Source organism: Desulfovibrio sp. (genome assembly GCF_034006445.1).
GTDB lineage: Bacteria > Desulfobacterota > Desulfovibrionia > Desulfovibrionales > Desulfovibrionaceae > Desulfovibrio.
Window position 1 is genome coordinate 1 of sequence record NZ_JAVESS010000014.1, and the last position, 16066, is coordinate 16066.

Genomic DNA, 16066 nt, shown 5'->3' on the forward strand with positions numbered 1-16066 from the left:
CAACCTTGTCCAGTTCATTCACAATGATCTGGCCGTTTTCTTCAAACTGTACTGTAAGATCGTCAATGGTTTCGTTCAAAATGCATTCTCCCTGCAGGGGCTTGTGACCGCTCGCCTGACCGAGCAATATTATCCGGCATAGTCTGCCAGCAGACCACGTATATCTTCAGGAAGCTGCGGCGGGGTCAGTACCATTTCCGCCGGGCCGGGGCCGTATTTGCTGGCGACAATCGCTCCAGCCGCAGACAGCGCCATCAACCGTTCGGTCATGGTGAGTTCCAGTCCGGCAGCCAGTTTGTTGCCAAGTATGGTCAGAACATTTTCACTCAAGCTCAGCGGACTCACTGTACTGAATTTCATGGGCCGCCTCCTCTACTTTTGTTGTAGAATGCTACATTTTTCGCCCCGGCATCGCAAGGGGCCAGCCCATTACTGCCGCAGCAGCATGAGCGCATAGCGCTCCACAGGGGCAAAATCGTCCGTAAGGGGCGGCGTGTCAAAAACCAGCGGGCCTTCAAGGCGGGTTGCCAGCATGGCGGCCATGCCCGCGTCGGCGTTTGCGCCCGCCTCTTCTGCCCGTGCCTTTTCCCCGGCTGTGCCCGTCCTTTTTTCAGGAAAAGCCACAACCATGAGGTTTTGCACCTCGCCCAGCCTGTCGGGGCGGGACACGCAATACACCTGCACCTCTGCAAAGGCCGAGGACAATGCCCCGTAGATGCCCTGAAACAATCGTCCGTCCTCGCCGTTCACAGCGGAAATGACGTTCATGAGCAGCGCGCCCCCCGGTGCAACGGCCCGCCGCAAGGCCCGCGCGGCTTCCACCGTGCCCATCTGGAAGGGAACCGCATAGTGCGAGTTGAACACGTCCACAAAAACCAGGTCATACTGCCCCTGCTGCCGGTTCAAAAAGGCCCTGGCGTCCTCGTGCTGCACCGTAAGGCGTGCGTCGTCCTTGAGGTCGAACCAGCGGCGGGCGGTTGCAGTCATGGCCGGGTCGATTTCCACCACGGTCATGCGCACCTCGTCGGGCGCTGCCAAGGCCGACTTGCCCGCCAGAATCCACTTGGGCACGGAATAGCCGCCCCCGCCAAGCATGAGCACAGAACGGGCCTGGGGCACAAAGCGCGGGCCAAGGGCATAAAACCGCGTGTACTGAAAATAGAGTTCCGCCGGGTCATCCAGGTACATGCCCGACTGGCTGTAGCCGGGGTCAGTGGCCATGAGCCGCACGGCGCGCCCGCCCTCGCCCCAGTCCATGCCCTCATAGACGCGGATGCTGTTATAGGGGCTTTCCACAAGCCGCACCCCTCCCCTGTTCTCCTGCCAGGTTCCGTACATGCCGTTCATGACGGCCCCAATCAGGCACAGGGCCAGCAGGGCAGCGCGCACCTTGCCGCCGCGCGCCGCATTGCACAGCGAAAGCGCCATCATGCACACGGCCACGCCCCAGAGAATGCTGGCGCTGCCGAAAAAGGAAATGAGCACAAAGCCGCCCAGAAAGGTGCCCAGAATGCTGCCCGCCGTGGAAAGCGCGTACAGCCGCCCCACCGTGGCCCCGGCAGTGTCGACGCTGCCGATGCGCAGGCGGATGGCATAGGGGCTTATGGCCCCGAAAAAGAGGGCAGGCAGGGCAAAAATACCCACAGCGGCGGCCACGGCGGCCACGTACAGATTGCCGATGCCCTCTGTGACCCACTGGCCCACCAGCGAATGACACAGGGCCGTAAGCGCGCAGCCAAGTCCGGCTCCGGCCAGGGCCAGGGCCAGCCCACGGCGCGACAGATGCCTGTCGGCCATGCGTCCGCCCGCCCACGCTCCCAGAGCGAGACAGGCCAGCACCACGCCTATAAGACTTGTCCACACAATGGCCGAGGTGCCCACATAGGGGGCCAGCACACGCGCGCCCACCATTTCCAGCACCATCACCAGCGCGCCGCTAAAAAAAACCGTCAGTTCCAGCATGGCGTTCCTTTTTGGGGTCCAGCCCCTGGCGGTTGGGGCGAAGCTCCGGCAGCGCGGCACAAGCCGCGCATCAATCGCTTCCCCACAGTCATACATCCAGCGCAGATCACCAATGAACACGCGCTGTTTCAAAGTATATACATGCCCGGCATTGCCACCCGCAAAATAACATAGGCAGCGCGAACGGCAGTGCCTGTGAACCGGCAGCGCCAGCCAGCGCGCGCAACTGCCGCGACTGCTGCGACTGCCGCGACTGCCGCGACTGCCGGAGCTGCCAGTCCCGGCTGATTGCAAAATATCCTGAACAGCGGAGCCAGCCCTGACATATCCTGTATTGCGGGCGACGGGCTCCCCTATTCTTCGCGCCTGGCGGCAAAAAAACCGCGCAGCAGTTCCGCGCATTCAGCCCCGCGCACGCCGCCCATATGCCAGAGGCTGTGGTTGGCGCTCTGCGCGTCAAAATATTCGGCACGCGAGACAACGGCCCCGGCCAGCGAATCCGCCGCCCCGTAAACCACTCCGGCCAGGCGGGCATGGAGGCAGGCCGCAGCGCACATGGCGCAGGGCTCAAGGGTGACCACCAGCACGCAGCCGCCAAGCCGGTAATTGCCAAAAACGCGCCCTGCCTGGCGCAGAGCCAGGATTTCGGCATGGGCCGTGGGATCGTGCAGGCCCACAGGGGCGTTGCCCGCTTCCGCCAGCACTGTGCCGTCGGGGGCCGCGATAACCGCGCCCACGGGGATTTCTCCGGCAGCGGCGGCCAGTCGGGCACGCTCAAGCGCACGCCCCATGAGGCTCTCCCAGCTATGCCCCGGCGGCGCGGGGGGCACAGGCCCGGCTGGCGCAAAAACGCGAACTCCCCCATTTCCGGAGGCAGGGCCGCCGGAATGGGGGAAGAAAAGGTCTGATGCCTGCCGCTTCATGCAGCGTCCTAAAGAATAACTATTTTGCGCAGATGACTGGCCACTTCTTCAGGCGTGTCGCACACGGTGATGAGCCGGTCAATTTCCTTTTCCCTGATAAAGCCGCGCGCGGCCATGTTCTTGCGCAGCCATTCCACCATGCCGCTCCAGAAGCTGGAATCGTACAGCACAATGGGGAAGGCGCGCGTACGCCCGGTCTGGGCCAGCACAAAGGCTTCGGAAAGCTCGTCAATGGTGCCCATGCCGCCGGGCATGACCACATAGGCCATGGCATACTTGACGAACATGAATTTGCGGATGAAAAAATAGCGGAAATTGCAGCGGGTTTTCACATACTGGTTGCAACCCTGCTCATGCGGCAGATGGATGTGCAGCCCGATGGATTCGCCGCCCGCGTCAAAAGCGCCCTTGTTGGCCGCTTCCATAACGCCGGGGCCGCCGCCGGTGATGATGCCGAAACCGGCTTCGACCAGCAGACGCGAAATTTTTTCAGCGTCCTTATATTCCTGCGTGTCCGGCGTGCTGCGGGCCGAACCGAAGATGGATATGCAGTTGACCTTGAGAGCGTTGAGGGTGTCCAGAGCTTCCACCATTTCGGCCATGATGCGGAAGGTACGCCAGGATTCGGTGGTGACGGAAGCAAGATCGTCCACAATATTTTGTTGCAGTTCAGGCATGGATTCTCCTTAGGGTATCTCCCGTTACTCCCGAAAAAACAAACGCAAAAAAACATCAGCAGCGGCAGGCTGCCGCAGCTTTGTCGGCCTTCCGGGCGGAAGCGCGTAAATGGGCCGGGGGCCTGCTGCCGCCCGGCGAACCAGAGTAACAGTATATGTGGGCGGCGCGGTAAAGGCAATGCACTGCCCAATGCACGTGGAAAACCGGAGCAAAGCCGCGCCGGACGGCGCAGGCTTGACGCTGCGCGCCTCAAGCGGCTATGGAAAAAAGTCCCCAACGCGACCTGCGGCCAACGCATGGCCGCACACACTGCGTTTTACGCGCCGCGCCCTGTACTGCACCGGGTTTTGCGGCGGTGGGGCACGTCAGACGGAAAACAGCAGCCTGCCTGCCCTCCGCCACGACGGACTTTGCGGCTGCTTCTGGCCGTTACTTATTATCGGAGGCCACGATGAAGGTTCAACTTCTGGGTGCGGCTCAAACCGTGACCGGCTCCTGCTACATGATTGAGGCCTGCGGCAAAAGATTCTGCATCGACTGCGGCATGCACCAGGGCAACAAGGCCATTGAGGCGCGTAACCGGGAAACTGAAGTCTACCGTCCCACTGATATTGACTTCGTCCTCATCACCCACGCCCATATCGACCATTCCGGCCTGCTGCCAAAGCTGGTGCGCGAAGGGTTTGAAAACCCCGTATACTGCACCAAGGCCACAAGCGAGCTTCTGGACCTCATGCTGCAGGACAGCGCCCATATCCAGGAAATGGAAGCCCTGTGGGAAGCCAAAAAATACATGCGGCGCGGGCTTAAAAATCCCCCCGCAGCCCTGTACACCGTGGCAGACGCGCAAAAAGCCGTCACCCTCTTTTCTGCGGTGGACTACCACAAGACCTTTGAACCCGCCCCCGGCATCACGGTCACCTATTATGACGCCGGGCACATCCTCGGTTCCGGCTCCCTGCGCATTGAAGCCGCCGAAAACGGCAAGACAACCAGCCTCATCTTTTCGGGCGACATCGGCCGCCCGCAGTCTCTTATCGTGCGCAGCCCCGAAAATCCGCCCCAGGCCGACTATGTGTTTATGGAGTCCACCTACGGCGACCGCGACCACAAGGATGAAGACCTCAGCGATCAGGAACTGGCCGACGCCATCGCCTACAGCTACGGCAAGGGCGAAAAGGTCATCATTCCCGCCTTTGCCGTGGAACGCACCCAGGAGGTGCTGTACTGTCTGCATGTGCTCAACAAAAAGGGCCTGTTGCCCGCCGACATGCCCGTGTACGTGGACAGCCCCCTGGCCATCCGCGCCACCGAAGTCTTTGAGCGCAACCGCGAGCTTTTTGACGACGCCGCTCAAAAAATGCTCAATAACGGCGACAATCCCTTCTCCCTGCCCAACCTGCGCTACACCCTGTCCGTGACGGAATCGCAGGCCATCAACGACTACAAGGGCCCGGCCATCGTCATCTCGGCCAGCGGCATGTGCAACGCGGGTCGTATACGCCACCACCTGCGCCACAATATCTGGAAGCCCGGCGCAAGCATCGTCTTTGTGGGCTATCAGGCCGTGGGCACGCCAGGCCGCAAGATTGTTGAAAAAGCCAAAAAAATAACGCTGTTCGGTGAAGATATGGACGTAGCCGCCCGTATTTTCACCATCAACGGTTTTTCGGGCCATGCCGGGCAAAGCCAGCTTCTGGAATGGCTGGCCCCCCTGGTGCACAACTGCGCGCAGGTGGTGCTCACCCACGGTGAATCCAAGGCTCAGGAAGTCCTGGCCAGGCTTATACATGAGCGCTTTGCCGTCACGCCCCACATAGCTTCCTACCTTGAGGAAATGACCCTGGTCGGCTGCGAGGTTGCCGAAACCATCACGCACGAGACCAAGGCCCACCCCAAGGTGGACTGGAATTTCCTCACCGACGAAGTGGAACGCAAGTGGGGCATGTTCAAGGGCAAGCTGGCCGATGTGGAAGCCCGCCCCTGGGTGGAACAGACCGATTTGCACGAAGCTCTGGAAAAAATGGACTACGCCCTCACGCGCCTTATCTCGCGCATGTAGGCATACGGGAGGATCATGCGCATCATATCAGGCCGCCTCGGCGGCCGGACTCTTAAAACTGTGGAAGGCGAGGGCTACCGCCCCGCCATGAGCAAAACCCGCGAGGCCCTCTTTTCCATGCTCGCCGCCCGTGGGCTTGTCTGGTCCACGGCGCGGGTGCTGGATCTTTTCGCGGGCAGCGGCAGTCTGGCCTTTGAGGCCATCAGCCGTGGCGCGCCCCATGCCCTGCTGGTTGAAAACTCCGTGCAGGCCATGCGCTGCCTTCAGGCCAATGTGGAAACGCTGGGCGTGCAGGCCGAAACGGGCCTCATAAAGGACGACGTGCTCAAGGTGCTCAGGCGGCCGCCGCAACAGCCCTATAACCTGGTTTTTATGGATCCGCCCTACCGCAAAAAGCTGGCCGAACCGGCCCTGCGGCTGCTGGCGGCCCACCGCTGGCTTACGCCCGGAGCCTTTGTCACTGCGGAGATTGAAAAAGAGGCAAGCTTTGCCGTACCTTCCGGTTTCACCCTGGAAACTGACAGACTGCTGGGCCAAACCCGCGTCTGCATCTGGATAGCGCCATGAAAATAGCCATGTATCCCGGCACGTTCGACCCGATGACCAACGGGCACCTCAGCCTCATCCGCCGGGGCTGCGAGGTTTTTGACCAGCTCATCGTGGCGGTGGCCGACAATACGCCCAAACGCCCCCTTTTCAGCCATGAAGAACGTGTGGACATGGCCCGTGTGGCGCTCAAGGACGAACCCAAGGTCATTGTGGAACCCTTTTCGGGCCTCACGGTGGAGTACGCCGCCCAGCGCGGGGCCTGTGTTCTGTTGCGCGGGCTGCGCGCCGTCTCGGACTTTGAATACGAGTTCCAGCTGGCCCTCATGAACCGCCGCCTGCAGCGCCATATCCAGACGGTCTTTCTCATGACCGACTACCAGTGGCTGTTCATCAGCTCCACCATCGTCAAGGCGGCGGCCAGCCACGGAGCGGACATCAAGGGTCTTGTGCCCGAAAACGTGCGGCTGGCGCTTATGGAAAAATACGAAAAAGGCGAGGTTGCCCAGGCCACCCCCTGTCTTGCCCCGCCCCACAGCGGCTTTCGCACCTCGTAACCGCCGGATGAAATCCATGCGGAACACGCATACCAACAGCGGGGCGGCACAGGCTGCCCCGCTGCCTGTCATCTGCCTTGCGGGGCCCACAGGCTCCGGCAAGACGGCCGCCGCCCTGGCCATGGCCGACGCTTTGAACGGCGAGGTCATCAATGCGGACTCCCGGCAGGTCTATGCGGATTTTCCCTGCATAACGGCGCAGCCCACGCCCGAAGAACGCGCCCACTGCCCGCACCACCTCTACGGCTTTTTGCCCACAGCGCAAAAAATCAGCGCGGGCCGCTGGGCTGACCAGGCCACGGCCCTTGCCCGCGACATCCTCGCCAGGGGCAAGACGCCCCTCCTGGTGGGCGGTACGGGGCTGTACTTTCACACCCTGCTGCACGGCACGGCCCAGATTCCTCCTGTGAACCCGGCCCTGACCCTGGCCCTCACCGACCGCATGGAAGCCGACGGCGCGGCACGTATGCACGCCGAACTGGCCCAGGTGGACCCGGAATACGCCGCCCGCATCCATCCCAATGACCGCCAGCGCATCGTGCGCGCCCTTGAAGTGCGCCAGGCCACGGGCAAACCCTTCACCTGGTGGCACAAAAACGCCATGAGCCCCCCGCCCTGCACCGGGCCGCTGCTGGTGCTGGATGCCCCCCTGGCCTGGCTGGAACCCCGCCTGGCCCGCCGCCTGGACATGATGCTCGACGCAGGGGCCATGGACGAGGCCCGCGCCGCCCTTGAACACTGCGACGACGACGGCGCGCCCGGCTGGTCCGGTATCGGCTGCGCCGAAGCCCTGGCCTTTCTGCGCGGCCGCCTGAATTTCGAAGAATGCCGCTCGCTCTGGCTGCGTAACACACGCGCCTACGCCAAGCGGCAGCTCACCTGGTTTCGCGCCCGCAAGCAGGCCCTCTGGCTGCCGCCGGAAGATGTGGACGGCGTGGTTACAGCCGCGCGCAGCGGCTGGGCGCGGTTAGAAGGGTAGTATGTTGGAATACTTTGTGGGGGAGGGACCGCCTATCCTGCTCCCGCGCGGCTGAAAAGCCCGTTGTGGAATACTTTGTGGGGGAGGGACCCTTTTGAAAAAGGGTCCCCTCCCCCACACCCCCTCCCCCTAAAACTTTTATGATATTCCGGGCGGGTACCGTGGGAGTTCTGAACTGAAATGGGGGGGGGCAGAACCAGGGTACTCCTGACGGCGCACCAGCACGACAACTGGCGGCGACCCAGTTACTGGAATGCTTCCAGCCGCTTTTGCTTATCAGACTGCCAAACGCAGACAGGCGGCCCGCTCTAAAGCGGGCCGCCTGAAATTTACGTACCTTGCGCACAAAAAGCTGTACGGCAACCCTGTGCGCCTACAGCGCGGCTTCCGACTTGCTCAGTGTCAGAAATTCGTGCTGGTCGGGATCATAGTATTCCATTTCGCCGGATTCGATATGGTAAAGCCAGCCATGGATATGCAGGGTGCCATTTTCCACCTTTTCCCTGACGTAAGGATAGGTGAGCAGGTTTTCAATCTGAAAGACAATGGAGAGCTTTTCCGTCAGACGCAACAGCCTGTCCTTGTCGGAATCTTTGCCAAGCGCCAGCAGGGCGAGTTCCTTGGCCTTCTTGCCAAGCGAAAGCCACTTCTTGGTGTGGATGAGCTGGTCACCGCTGATTTCCTTGTACAGGGCCTCTATGGCCCCGCAGTACGTATGCCCGCAGATGATGATTTCTGAAATATCCAGGGTGGTGACGGCGTATTCTATGCCGGAGGCCATAGCGTGATAGTCTTCGTCCGGCTTGTGGGGAGCCACAAAATTGCCCACGTTGCGCAGCACGAAAAGCTGGCCGGGAGGAGCATTGGTTATGAGCGAGGGGATAACTCTGGAGTCGGCGCAGCCAATAAAGAGCGCCTTGGGATGCTGGCCGCTTCTGACAAGTTCCAGAAGCTCGGTTTCGTTCTTTTTAAAATAGTTTTTTTGAAACAGTTCATTGCCCTGCAACAGGCTTTCAACACTCTTCATCAACGATCCTCCGTTATCGGTCAGGAGCTGCCGGCTCCATAGCCATATCCACCACAGGCGGAAGTAAAATCACACGCGCCCTCCCGAAAGACCATGTCCGGGACGGACGGCGGGCATCGGCCTGCGGGCAATTTCGTGTAATACCCAATCCCTTTGGGGGTAGAGCATCTCGCAGTGCAGGTCAAGTTCCGCCAGCCGCCCCCGCCCCCCTGCCGTGAGCGGCCACGCCAGGCAGGCCTGACACCATAAAAATAATTATAATTTACAATATACTATCACAGCCCGCCAGGACTGGTGAAATTTTTGCTTTGCCCCCAGATGCTCCCGCAGGTCTTCTTTTTTATCACGTGCTGGCCCGGTGTAAGGGATTTTTTTGCCCCTGCAAAAAAAATTTCAAAAAACTCGCAGCCATGTGCCCTTGTGCGCAAGCTGACCGCTTTTTCGCCTTAAGGCTTTGATTTGGTTTTTATTGGCGAAACGAATTTAATGAAAATTTTCCCAATCACCTTGTTTTTCCAAGCATGAGAAGCCATTCCAAGATTGACCCCTCCTTGACGTGTCTCGCAGCCTGCGATACCGTTGCAATATCTGCGTGTTTGCCCCCCGCAGGGATCGGCGGGGCCGGAGGATCCCGTCGCCAGGCGGCGGGTTATGGGGTAATGTCTGAATGCAAAAGGACAAGCACATGAGGAACGGCACATCACTGCTTCTGCTGGCGGCTATCGCCCTGGCTGGCGCGGCGTGTCTTACGGCGCTGGGGGCTGGTACGGCAAATGCCGCAGCTCTGGAGCCAACAGACAGCGGCGCGCCATCGGCCATAGTCATGTTTCCGGTCGGCGACAAGCCCAATCCCAAGGGCGCGGCCATGAAACCTGCGGTTTTCAATCACCTTAATCACGAAAAAAAGATTGAAAACTGCGAGACCTGTCACCACACGGGTGATCCGGTGGCCTGTAGCACCTGTCACACCGTGGAAGGCAAGGCCGAGGGCAATTTCATCACCCTTGAGCGTGCCATGCACGCCACCAACATCGCCAAGCGCGCCAAGGGCAACACTCCCGTCAGCTGCGTGAGCTGTCACGAACAGCAAACCAAGGAAAGGCGCGAATGCGCGGGCTGTCATGCCATTGTCACGCCCAAGCGCGACTCGGCATGGTGCGCCACATGCCACAATGTTACGCCGTCCATGACGCCGGAACAAATGCAGAAGGGCATCAACGGAACCCTTTTGCCCGGCGACAATGAAGCTCTGGCAGCCGAAACCGTGCTGGCCCAGAAGCCCGTTACGCCTGTTTCTCCCATGCTGGCCCCCCTCAAGGTGGTCATCGACTCTCTGGCCGACAAGTACGAGGGAAGCAACTTCACCCATCGCCGTCACCTGACCTCCCTCATTGAAGGGATCAAGGACGACAAGCTGGCCCAGGCTTTCCACAATCAGCCTGAACTTCTGTGTGCGACCTGCCACCACAGGAGCCCGCTCTCTCTCACGCCGCCCAAGTGCGGCAGTTGCCATGCCAAGGAAATCGACAAGGTCAATCCTGGCCGTCCCAACCTCATGGCCGCCTACCATCTGCAGTGCATGGGTTGCCATAAGGGCATGAACGTCGCGCGTCCCAGAGATACCGACTGCACCACCTGCCATAAGGCCGCGCCCAAGAGCGCCGACTAGCATGGAGTAAGAATATGAAACGCAGAACATTTCTGACCATTCTGGGAAGCGCGGGCGTGGTCTCGGCCCTTGGCACTGCCAAGGTAGCCCAGGCTGGCCCCCACACCTTCCCATATTATGCTGACAGTTACGGAGTGCTGCACGACACTACCCGCTGCATCGGCTGCCGCAAGTGCGAAGAGGCCTGCAACAAGGTCAACCACCTGCCCAAGCCCAAAAAGCCCTTCAGCGACCTCACCGTGTGCGACACCACCCGCCGTACCAGTGAATACCAGTGGACCGTGGTGAACAAGTACAAGGTCAACGGCAAGGACGTGTTCCGCAAGTTGCAGTGCTTCCACTGCAACGACCCGGCCTGCGCCTCGGCCTGTTTTGCCAAGTGCTTCTCCAAGCACCCCAACGGCGCTGTGCACTACGACGGCTCGCAGTGCGTGGGCTGCCGCTATTGCATGATAGCGTGCCCCTTCTACGTGCCCGGCTTCCAGTACGACGAAGCCTTTGATCCCCTGGTGCAAAAATGCACCTTCTGTGAGCCCCTGCTCCAGGAAGGCAAGCTGCCCGGCTGTGTGCAGGCCTGTCCCAAGGACGCCCTCACCTTCGGCCGCCGCAGTGACCTCCTCCGCGTGGCCCGTGCCCGCATGGCCGACAATCCCGGCAAGTACGTCAACTACATCTACGGCGAAACCGACGCCGGTGGTACCGCATGGATGGTTCTGAGCCCCGCTGTGGGCCAGGCCGCTGCCGCCATTCCGGCGGACGACGCGCCGCTGGCTGGCGACGAACTGAAACAGCTTGGCCTCAACACCCACCTCGGCAACCGCCCCATGGGTGAACTGACCTACGGCGCGCTGGGCGCGGTGCCCATGATCGTGGCCTTCTGGCCTGTGCTCTTCGGCGGTGCGTATGCCATCAGCAAGCGCCGCGAAGCCATGTACAAGGCTGAAAAGGACGAAAAGATCAAGGAAGCCCACGAAGACGTGGCCGCCGCCGTTGACGCCGCTGTGCGCAAGATTGAGGAAACCCAGGGGCCGGGTGCTGCCGACACGGCTCGCCGCGCCATGACCGAGGCCCTCAAGGCCCGGGAAACGGAGTGCAAGTGTCACGGGGAGGATAAGTAAATGTCGCACCACAGCATAGTCATTCCTACCAAGGACAAGCTGTTCAATCTTGGCGAGTTCTTCAGACCGACGCCGGGCAACATCATTACGGCCATCATCCTGTCGGTGGGCCTGGTAATCACCATTATCCGTTTTACCATGGGCATTGGCTCGGTCACCAACCTGAGCAACACCCAGCCCTGGGGCCTGTGGATCGGCTTTGACCTTTTGTGCGGCGTGTCGCTCGCGGCTGGCGGCTACTTTACCACCGTGGCCTGCTACGTCATGGGCATGAAGCAGTTCCATTCGGCAGTACGCCCCGCCGTCACCACGGCCTTTCTCGGTTATGCCTTCGTGGTTGTGGCCCTTCTGTACGACCTGGGCCATCCGCTGCGTCTGCCCTTCATGTTCTTCTTCCCCGGCACCACTTCGGTTCTCTTTGAAGTGGGCCTGTGCGTGGCCACCTACGTTACGGTGCTGCTCATCGAGTTCTCCGTGGCGCCTATGGAATGGCTGTCGTCCAAGTTCACCTTCCTGCTCAAGTGGCGCAAGGTCGTGGTGCAGGCCACCATCTTGCTCACCATCTTTGGCGTGACGCTGTCCACCCTGCACCAGTCCTCGCTGGGCGCGCTGTACCTCATTGCGCCTGAAAAGCTGCATCCTTTGTGGTACTCGCCCTTCATGCCCATGTTCTTCTTCGTCAGCTCCATGGCTGCCGGATCTTCCATGGTCATTTTTGAAGGCATGTTCGCCCACAAGGGTCTGCACCACTACATGGACGAAACCCATTTGCGTGAAGCCGACGGCGTCATTTTCAGCTTTGCGCGCGCGGCTTCCTTCATCCTGTTTGCCTACTTCATGCTCAAGGTCATTGACATGCTTGTGCAGGCGAACCTGCCCTACGTCTTCTCCGGCTATGGCGCCTGGTGGCTTGTGGAAATACTGGGCTTCGTGCTGCTGCCCGCCCTGCTCTACGCCAAGGGCGCGCGTGAACGCAACGTGACCCTGTGCCGTATTGCCTCGGTCAACGCGGTGCTCGGCATTGTCCTGAACCGTTTCAACGTGTCCATGATTGCCTTCAACTACAATCTGCCCTCAGCGGAACGCTACTTCCCCAGCATCTGGGAATTCTGCATTTCCATCTTTGTGGTGACGATGATTGTTACCGTGTACCGCTTTATCGTCTACCACATGCCGGTGCTGTACGAACACCCCGACTTCAGGGATGAGCACTAGTAGTCAATCCGAAAGAGGAGAATACTATGGAATTCCATACTTTTTACGATTACTTCCTCTATACGAAGAGCTGGGCGTACGTCATGATGTTCGTGGTGCTCCCTCTCTATGTAGTGTACTGGAACTTTGTGCTGTTTCCCCGCAAAAAGGGGCGTAACGGCGAGTCCAAAGGGCACTAGGCCATAACTGGTCTGAATCTGCCTGAAATTCGCAGGGGGCGGCGTCGCAAGCGTCGTCCCCTGTCATTTGGCAAGGCTTTTGCCCCATGCGGCGCAGGCGCGTTTTTTTTGAAGGCCGCTTTTGCTGCGCCCGCCCTTTGCCGGTACTGGCCTCTGCCAGCGCATCCTGCCCCTGAAAAAGAGGGCATGCTTCAGCGCCGCAACGGCCATGCCTAAACCTTTGCAATGCCCGGCCTGGGGGAGAGCCCGCTCTCACAGCACAGAGGCACATTGAGAACAATTACAGAGCGCATTGCGCCTTACGAAGGCTTGCGCTATAGTTGGCTGCGTAGAGTGGCTTCGGCGCGTTTGCCATAACGCATTTATGCAGCCATGAGCGGGGGGTTGACGTGCGAAGATTTTATCAAGAAAGCTGGCAGGGAATTCCATTCACATCCTTTTCGCATATCTCCTTTTTCCATTTGGCGGAGCCCAAGTTTTACGCCGTATTTTATGAAGAGCTCTTTCGCCGGTTCAAGGATTGGGACGATTTGCCCGCCGTCTGGCGCACCAACAAGCGCAAGGACGCCCGCTGGCTTATCGGGCAGTTGCGTGACCAGCTCGCCAGGGAAACCCAGCAGCGCACCGAGCCTGTGCGCGTGCTTTCCATCGGCAGTGGCGTCGGCTATATGGAAAAAATCCTTCTTGAAGAGCTGCCCGACCTGGAGCTGCACGTCAACGAGCCCAGCACCGTGGGCATGAAGTGGCTGCGGGAGGTCATCCCCAACGAGCGTATCTATATCGGCCTGCCGCCGGCTTGCCTGCCGCCGGACGTTCACTATGACATGATATATTTGTCCACAGTGGACTACGGCATTCCCACGAGCGAATTCACCCATCTGCTTCAGGAACTGCGCGCGCAGCTTACGCCCGGGGGCGAAATCATCCTGCTCTCCGCCTCGCTGCTGGAAGAGGATTCCTTTATCGGAAGCTTCGTCAATGCCATCAAGATTTTCATACGCGGCATTCTGCATTACCTTGGCATACGGCGTCAGCAGTTCTGGGGCTGGCGGCGCACGCGCGATGAATACCGCCAGATATTCAAGCAGGCCGGGATGACGGAAGTGAAGGACGGCTGGCTGCAGGACGGCTTTGAAACGTACTGGATTCGCGGGCGTTAGAGCATTTACACTTTTTCAAAGTTAATCTGCTCCAGGGCGCTGTCACGTTGAAATGCCTTGAGGATTGTTAACGCACAAGGCCGCGCGATAATCGCGCGGCCTTGTGCGTTTTATGTACTCTCACGGCATGTGCCGGGGTCTTCTTCTTTATGAAGCGCGGCGGCTCAGTCTGCCCACACGCCTCCGTCCCACTGGCAGCAGCGTCCTGACGAACGCGCCAGATAATCTGCCGGGCTATTCAGGGTTGGCTTCGCGCACAAAAACATTGTACGCCTGACGGCTGCCCACGGCGGCATTATTGAGTTCCTCCCGCACGGGGTTGTAAAAACCCTCGTCCAGCCCTTTTGCAAGCGCCTCTTTAAACTCGGCGGCCTGCTTGAGAAACTCGCGGTAGGTACGCTCCACATCCGGCGCAGCGGGAAAAGGAGGGCGTCCGGCATCGGCAAGGCTGGCCTCGAGCCTGGTCTTCACCTGCTCCAGGGCCTCACGGTCGGGTTTTTGCGCAGTGAGCAGACCGGCCGTTCGTGAAAACAGCCCAAAAACCTTTCTGGCTTCCAGTATCTGCCGTTTGAGCGGATGCCCGTAGAGCAGCACTTCTTCCACAGATGCGGCCCTGGCTTCCACCGTGCCCATGTAGCCGCTGCGGGCAGCGGAAAAGCGATCATAGGTCTTCTCGATGTTGGCTGCCAGAGTTTTGCCCTTGACGCCGTCGTCACGAATGCTCTGGTCCTTCACATAGCGTTCAAGGGAACGGTAGTCGGCGCGCATGCTGTCGAGGCTCTGGCGCATGTCTTCCACCCACTGCGCCATGGCGCGGGACTCGTCTTCGCTGAACATCCCCTTCGGGGCCGCAAGGCGCGCGGCCAGAGGCTTGCCGTCGCCGCCATCCGGGCGCGGGGCCAGCATCCATTCGTGCAGGTAGTAGCGCACGTTGCCCATCATCACATCGGCCTGGGTATAGTACGGGTTGGCAAGGGTACTGGCCGCCGTATTATAGAAAGCCACCAGGGCGTCGGCCGCATCAAGCTGCTCCTTTGTGGGCGGCGGCCCCAGTTCCTGGGGCGCGCTGCCAGCATCTGCCACGACGTTGGCCTCTGCGGCGGGAGCGGGCTGCGCCTGCTCCGTTTTTGCGGAAGACGCGGGGGCCTCTTCCTTGCTGCCGGAATCGCAGGCAGCCAGACACAGCACTCCAAGGCATGCAAGCCAGATGTAGAGTTTTTTCATCATAGTGTGTTTCGTCCCGGACGCCCCCACCCAAGTGGCGCGGAGATCCGGTTATTGTTGTGTGCTGTTGGGATTAAGGAAGCAGCGCCGCCAAAAGAAATACATCAGCGTTTCCTTACTGCGCCGCGCGGGCCTTTATCCAGTCATTGAGCCCGGTAAGATCCGTGCCCCAGGGATAGAGAGATTCCGAGGCCGGTTTGATGTCCGGGCCAACGCCGTAAAAAAGCGTGCCCACTTCTTGTGCCGCCTCGTGATCCGTGGGGGCGTCGCCCACCATGAGCACGTCCTCCGGAGCCATGGGCAGCGCGGCCACAATCTGGGCCAGCAGCTTGGCCTTGGCCGGAGGCGAACCGTGAATGGACACGAAATACTGCTCCAGATTGCGCTCGCGCAGCACCGCCTGCACTTCCTCAAGGGGCGCGCCGGAGCACACATAGAGGGGCAACTTGCCCTTCCAGGTGTCCAGAACCTCCTGAATGCCGGGGATAAGCGGACAACGGCGCACTTCGTCCAGGGCGTATTCCGCAAACAGACGGCCCAGTCGTTCGGACTCTTCATCCGAAATTTCGCGGCCCAGCACCTCGTTGTAAAACCACTGGAACTTCTTGTAACGGCTCACGCCGCCATGCCGCGTGTGGTACATCACAAAACGGTCCTGGGCTTCCTGCCCGTGGGGCGCGGCAATACGCGCGAAGGCCCGTGTTTTCACGGGCACGCTGTCCAGTATGACGCCGTCGCAGTCAAAAACAATGCATTGCAAAGCCATA

16 protein-coding genes are annotated in these 16066 nt (G+C 60.2%); 9 read left to right on the plus strand and 7 right to left on the minus strand.

What is annotated here, in order from left to right; genetic code table 11:
* Window positions 1-129 precede the first annotated feature (129 nt).
* The 4 genes from RBR41_RS10800 to RBR41_RS10815 all read right to left on the minus strand — a co-directional run bounded on the left by RBR41_RS10800 (window position 130) and on the right by RBR41_RS10815 (window position 3562).
* Complete coding sequence (locus tag RBR41_RS10800; RefSeq protein WP_320352589.1) at window positions 130-360, minus strand: hypothetical protein; 231 nt, start codon at window positions 358-360, stop codon at window positions 130-132.
* 69 nt (window positions 361-429) lie between these two features.
* Entirely contained in the window at window positions 430-1962 is a 1533-nt protein-coding gene (locus RBR41_RS10805) for a fused MFS/spermidine synthase (RefSeq protein WP_320352590.1), read from the minus strand.
* A 353-nt stretch (window positions 1963-2315) separates the two neighbouring features.
* Complete coding sequence (locus RBR41_RS10810; protein WP_320352591.1) at window positions 2316-2885, minus strand: nucleoside deaminase; 570 nt, start codon at window positions 2883-2885, stop codon at window positions 2316-2318.
* A gap of 8 nt (window positions 2886-2893) precedes the next feature.
* On the minus strand, window positions 2894-3562 hold the full coding sequence (locus RBR41_RS10815; RefSeq protein ID WP_320352593.1) for a TIGR00730 family Rossman fold protein: 669 nt from the start codon (window positions 3560-3562) through the stop codon (window positions 2894-2896).
* Between the two features lie 452 nt (window positions 3563-4014).
* Here RBR41_RS10815 and RBR41_RS10820 point away from each other — a divergent pair, with 452 nt between their 5' ends.
* Genes RBR41_RS10820 through miaA form a run of 4 tightly spaced genes read left to right on the plus strand, consistent with a single transcriptional unit; the run spans window position 4015 to window position 7707 of the window.
* Window positions 4015-5625 carry an MBL fold metallo-hydrolase gene (locus RBR41_RS10820; RefSeq protein ID WP_320352594.1) on the plus strand — a complete coding sequence of 537 codons (1611 nt, stop codon included), beginning with the start codon at window positions 4015-4017 and terminating at the stop codon, window positions 5623-5625.
* A 15-nt stretch (window positions 5626-5640) separates the two neighbouring features.
* On the plus strand, window positions 5641-6192 hold the full coding sequence (gene rsmD, locus RBR41_RS10825) for a 16S rRNA (guanine(966)-N(2))-methyltransferase RsmD (RefSeq protein WP_320352596.1): 552 nt from the start codon (window positions 5641-5643) through the stop codon (window positions 6190-6192).
* On the plus strand, window positions 6189-6728 hold the full coding sequence (coaD, locus tag RBR41_RS10830) for a pantetheine-phosphate adenylyltransferase (protein WP_320352598.1): 540 nt from the start codon (window positions 6189-6191) through the stop codon (window positions 6726-6728). Before rsmD ends, coaD begins: the two co-directional genes overlap by 4 nt.
* 16 nt (window positions 6729-6744) lie before the next feature.
* Window positions 6745-7707, plus strand: coding sequence for a tRNA (adenosine(37)-N6)-dimethylallyltransferase MiaA (miaA, locus tag RBR41_RS10835; RefSeq protein ID WP_320352600.1), 963 nt, complete (start codon window positions 6745-6747; stop codon window positions 7705-7707).
* Window positions 7708-8080: 373 nt separating this feature from the next.
* Here miaA and RBR41_RS10840 read toward each other — a convergent pair whose 3' ends face one another.
* On the minus strand, window positions 8081-8734 hold the full coding sequence (locus RBR41_RS10840) for a carbonic anhydrase (RefSeq protein WP_320352602.1): 654 nt from the start codon (window positions 8732-8734) through the stop codon (window positions 8081-8083).
* A gap of 685 nt (window positions 8735-9419) precedes the next feature.
* On the opposite strand from RBR41_RS10840, the gene RBR41_RS10845 reads away from it, so the two are divergent.
* From RBR41_RS10845 to RBR41_RS10865, 5 genes are all read left to right on the plus strand, one after another.
* A complete protein-coding gene (locus RBR41_RS10845; protein ID WP_320352604.1) occupies window positions 9420-10403 on the plus strand; it encodes a nine-heme cytochrome c in 984 nt (327 codons plus the stop codon).
* A 14-nt stretch (window positions 10404-10417) separates the two neighbouring features.
* Window positions 10418-11521, plus strand: a complete 1104-nt coding sequence (locus RBR41_RS10850; RefSeq protein ID WP_320352606.1) for a 4Fe-4S dicluster domain-containing protein — start codon at window positions 10418-10420, stop codon at window positions 11519-11521.
* Window positions 11522-12736 carry a sulfate respiration complex protein HmcC gene (gene hmcC, locus RBR41_RS10855; protein ID WP_320352607.1) on the plus strand — a complete coding sequence of 405 codons (1215 nt, stop codon included), beginning with the start codon at window positions 11522-11524 and terminating at the stop codon, window positions 12734-12736. It begins immediately after the preceding gene.
* A gap of 26 nt (window positions 12737-12762) precedes the next feature.
* Window positions 12763-12915, plus strand: a complete 153-nt coding sequence (hmcD, locus tag RBR41_RS10860) for a sulfate respiration complex protein HmcD (RefSeq protein ID WP_320352608.1) — start codon at window positions 12763-12765, stop codon at window positions 12913-12915.
* A 461-nt stretch (window positions 12916-13376) separates the two neighbouring features.
* On the plus strand, window positions 13377-14075 hold the full coding sequence (locus tag RBR41_RS10865; protein ID WP_320352609.1) for a methyltransferase domain-containing protein: 699 nt from the start codon (window positions 13377-13379) through the stop codon (window positions 14073-14075).
* Window positions 14076-14309: 234 nt separating this feature from the next.
* Here RBR41_RS10865 and RBR41_RS10870 read toward each other — a convergent pair whose 3' ends face one another.
* Together RBR41_RS10870 and RBR41_RS10875 are read right to left on the minus strand one after the other, a co-directional pair.
* Window positions 14310-15302 (minus strand): hypothetical protein, encoded by a 993-nt coding sequence (locus RBR41_RS10870; RefSeq protein WP_320352611.1) that lies wholly within the window; start codon window positions 15300-15302, stop codon window positions 14310-14312.
* A 112-nt stretch (window positions 15303-15414) separates the two neighbouring features.
* Window positions 15415-16065: an HAD family hydrolase gene (locus tag RBR41_RS10875; protein WP_320352612.1), complete on the minus strand. Its 651-nt coding sequence runs from the start codon at window positions 16063-16065 to the stop codon at window positions 15415-15417.
* Window position 16066: the final 1 nt, after the last annotated feature.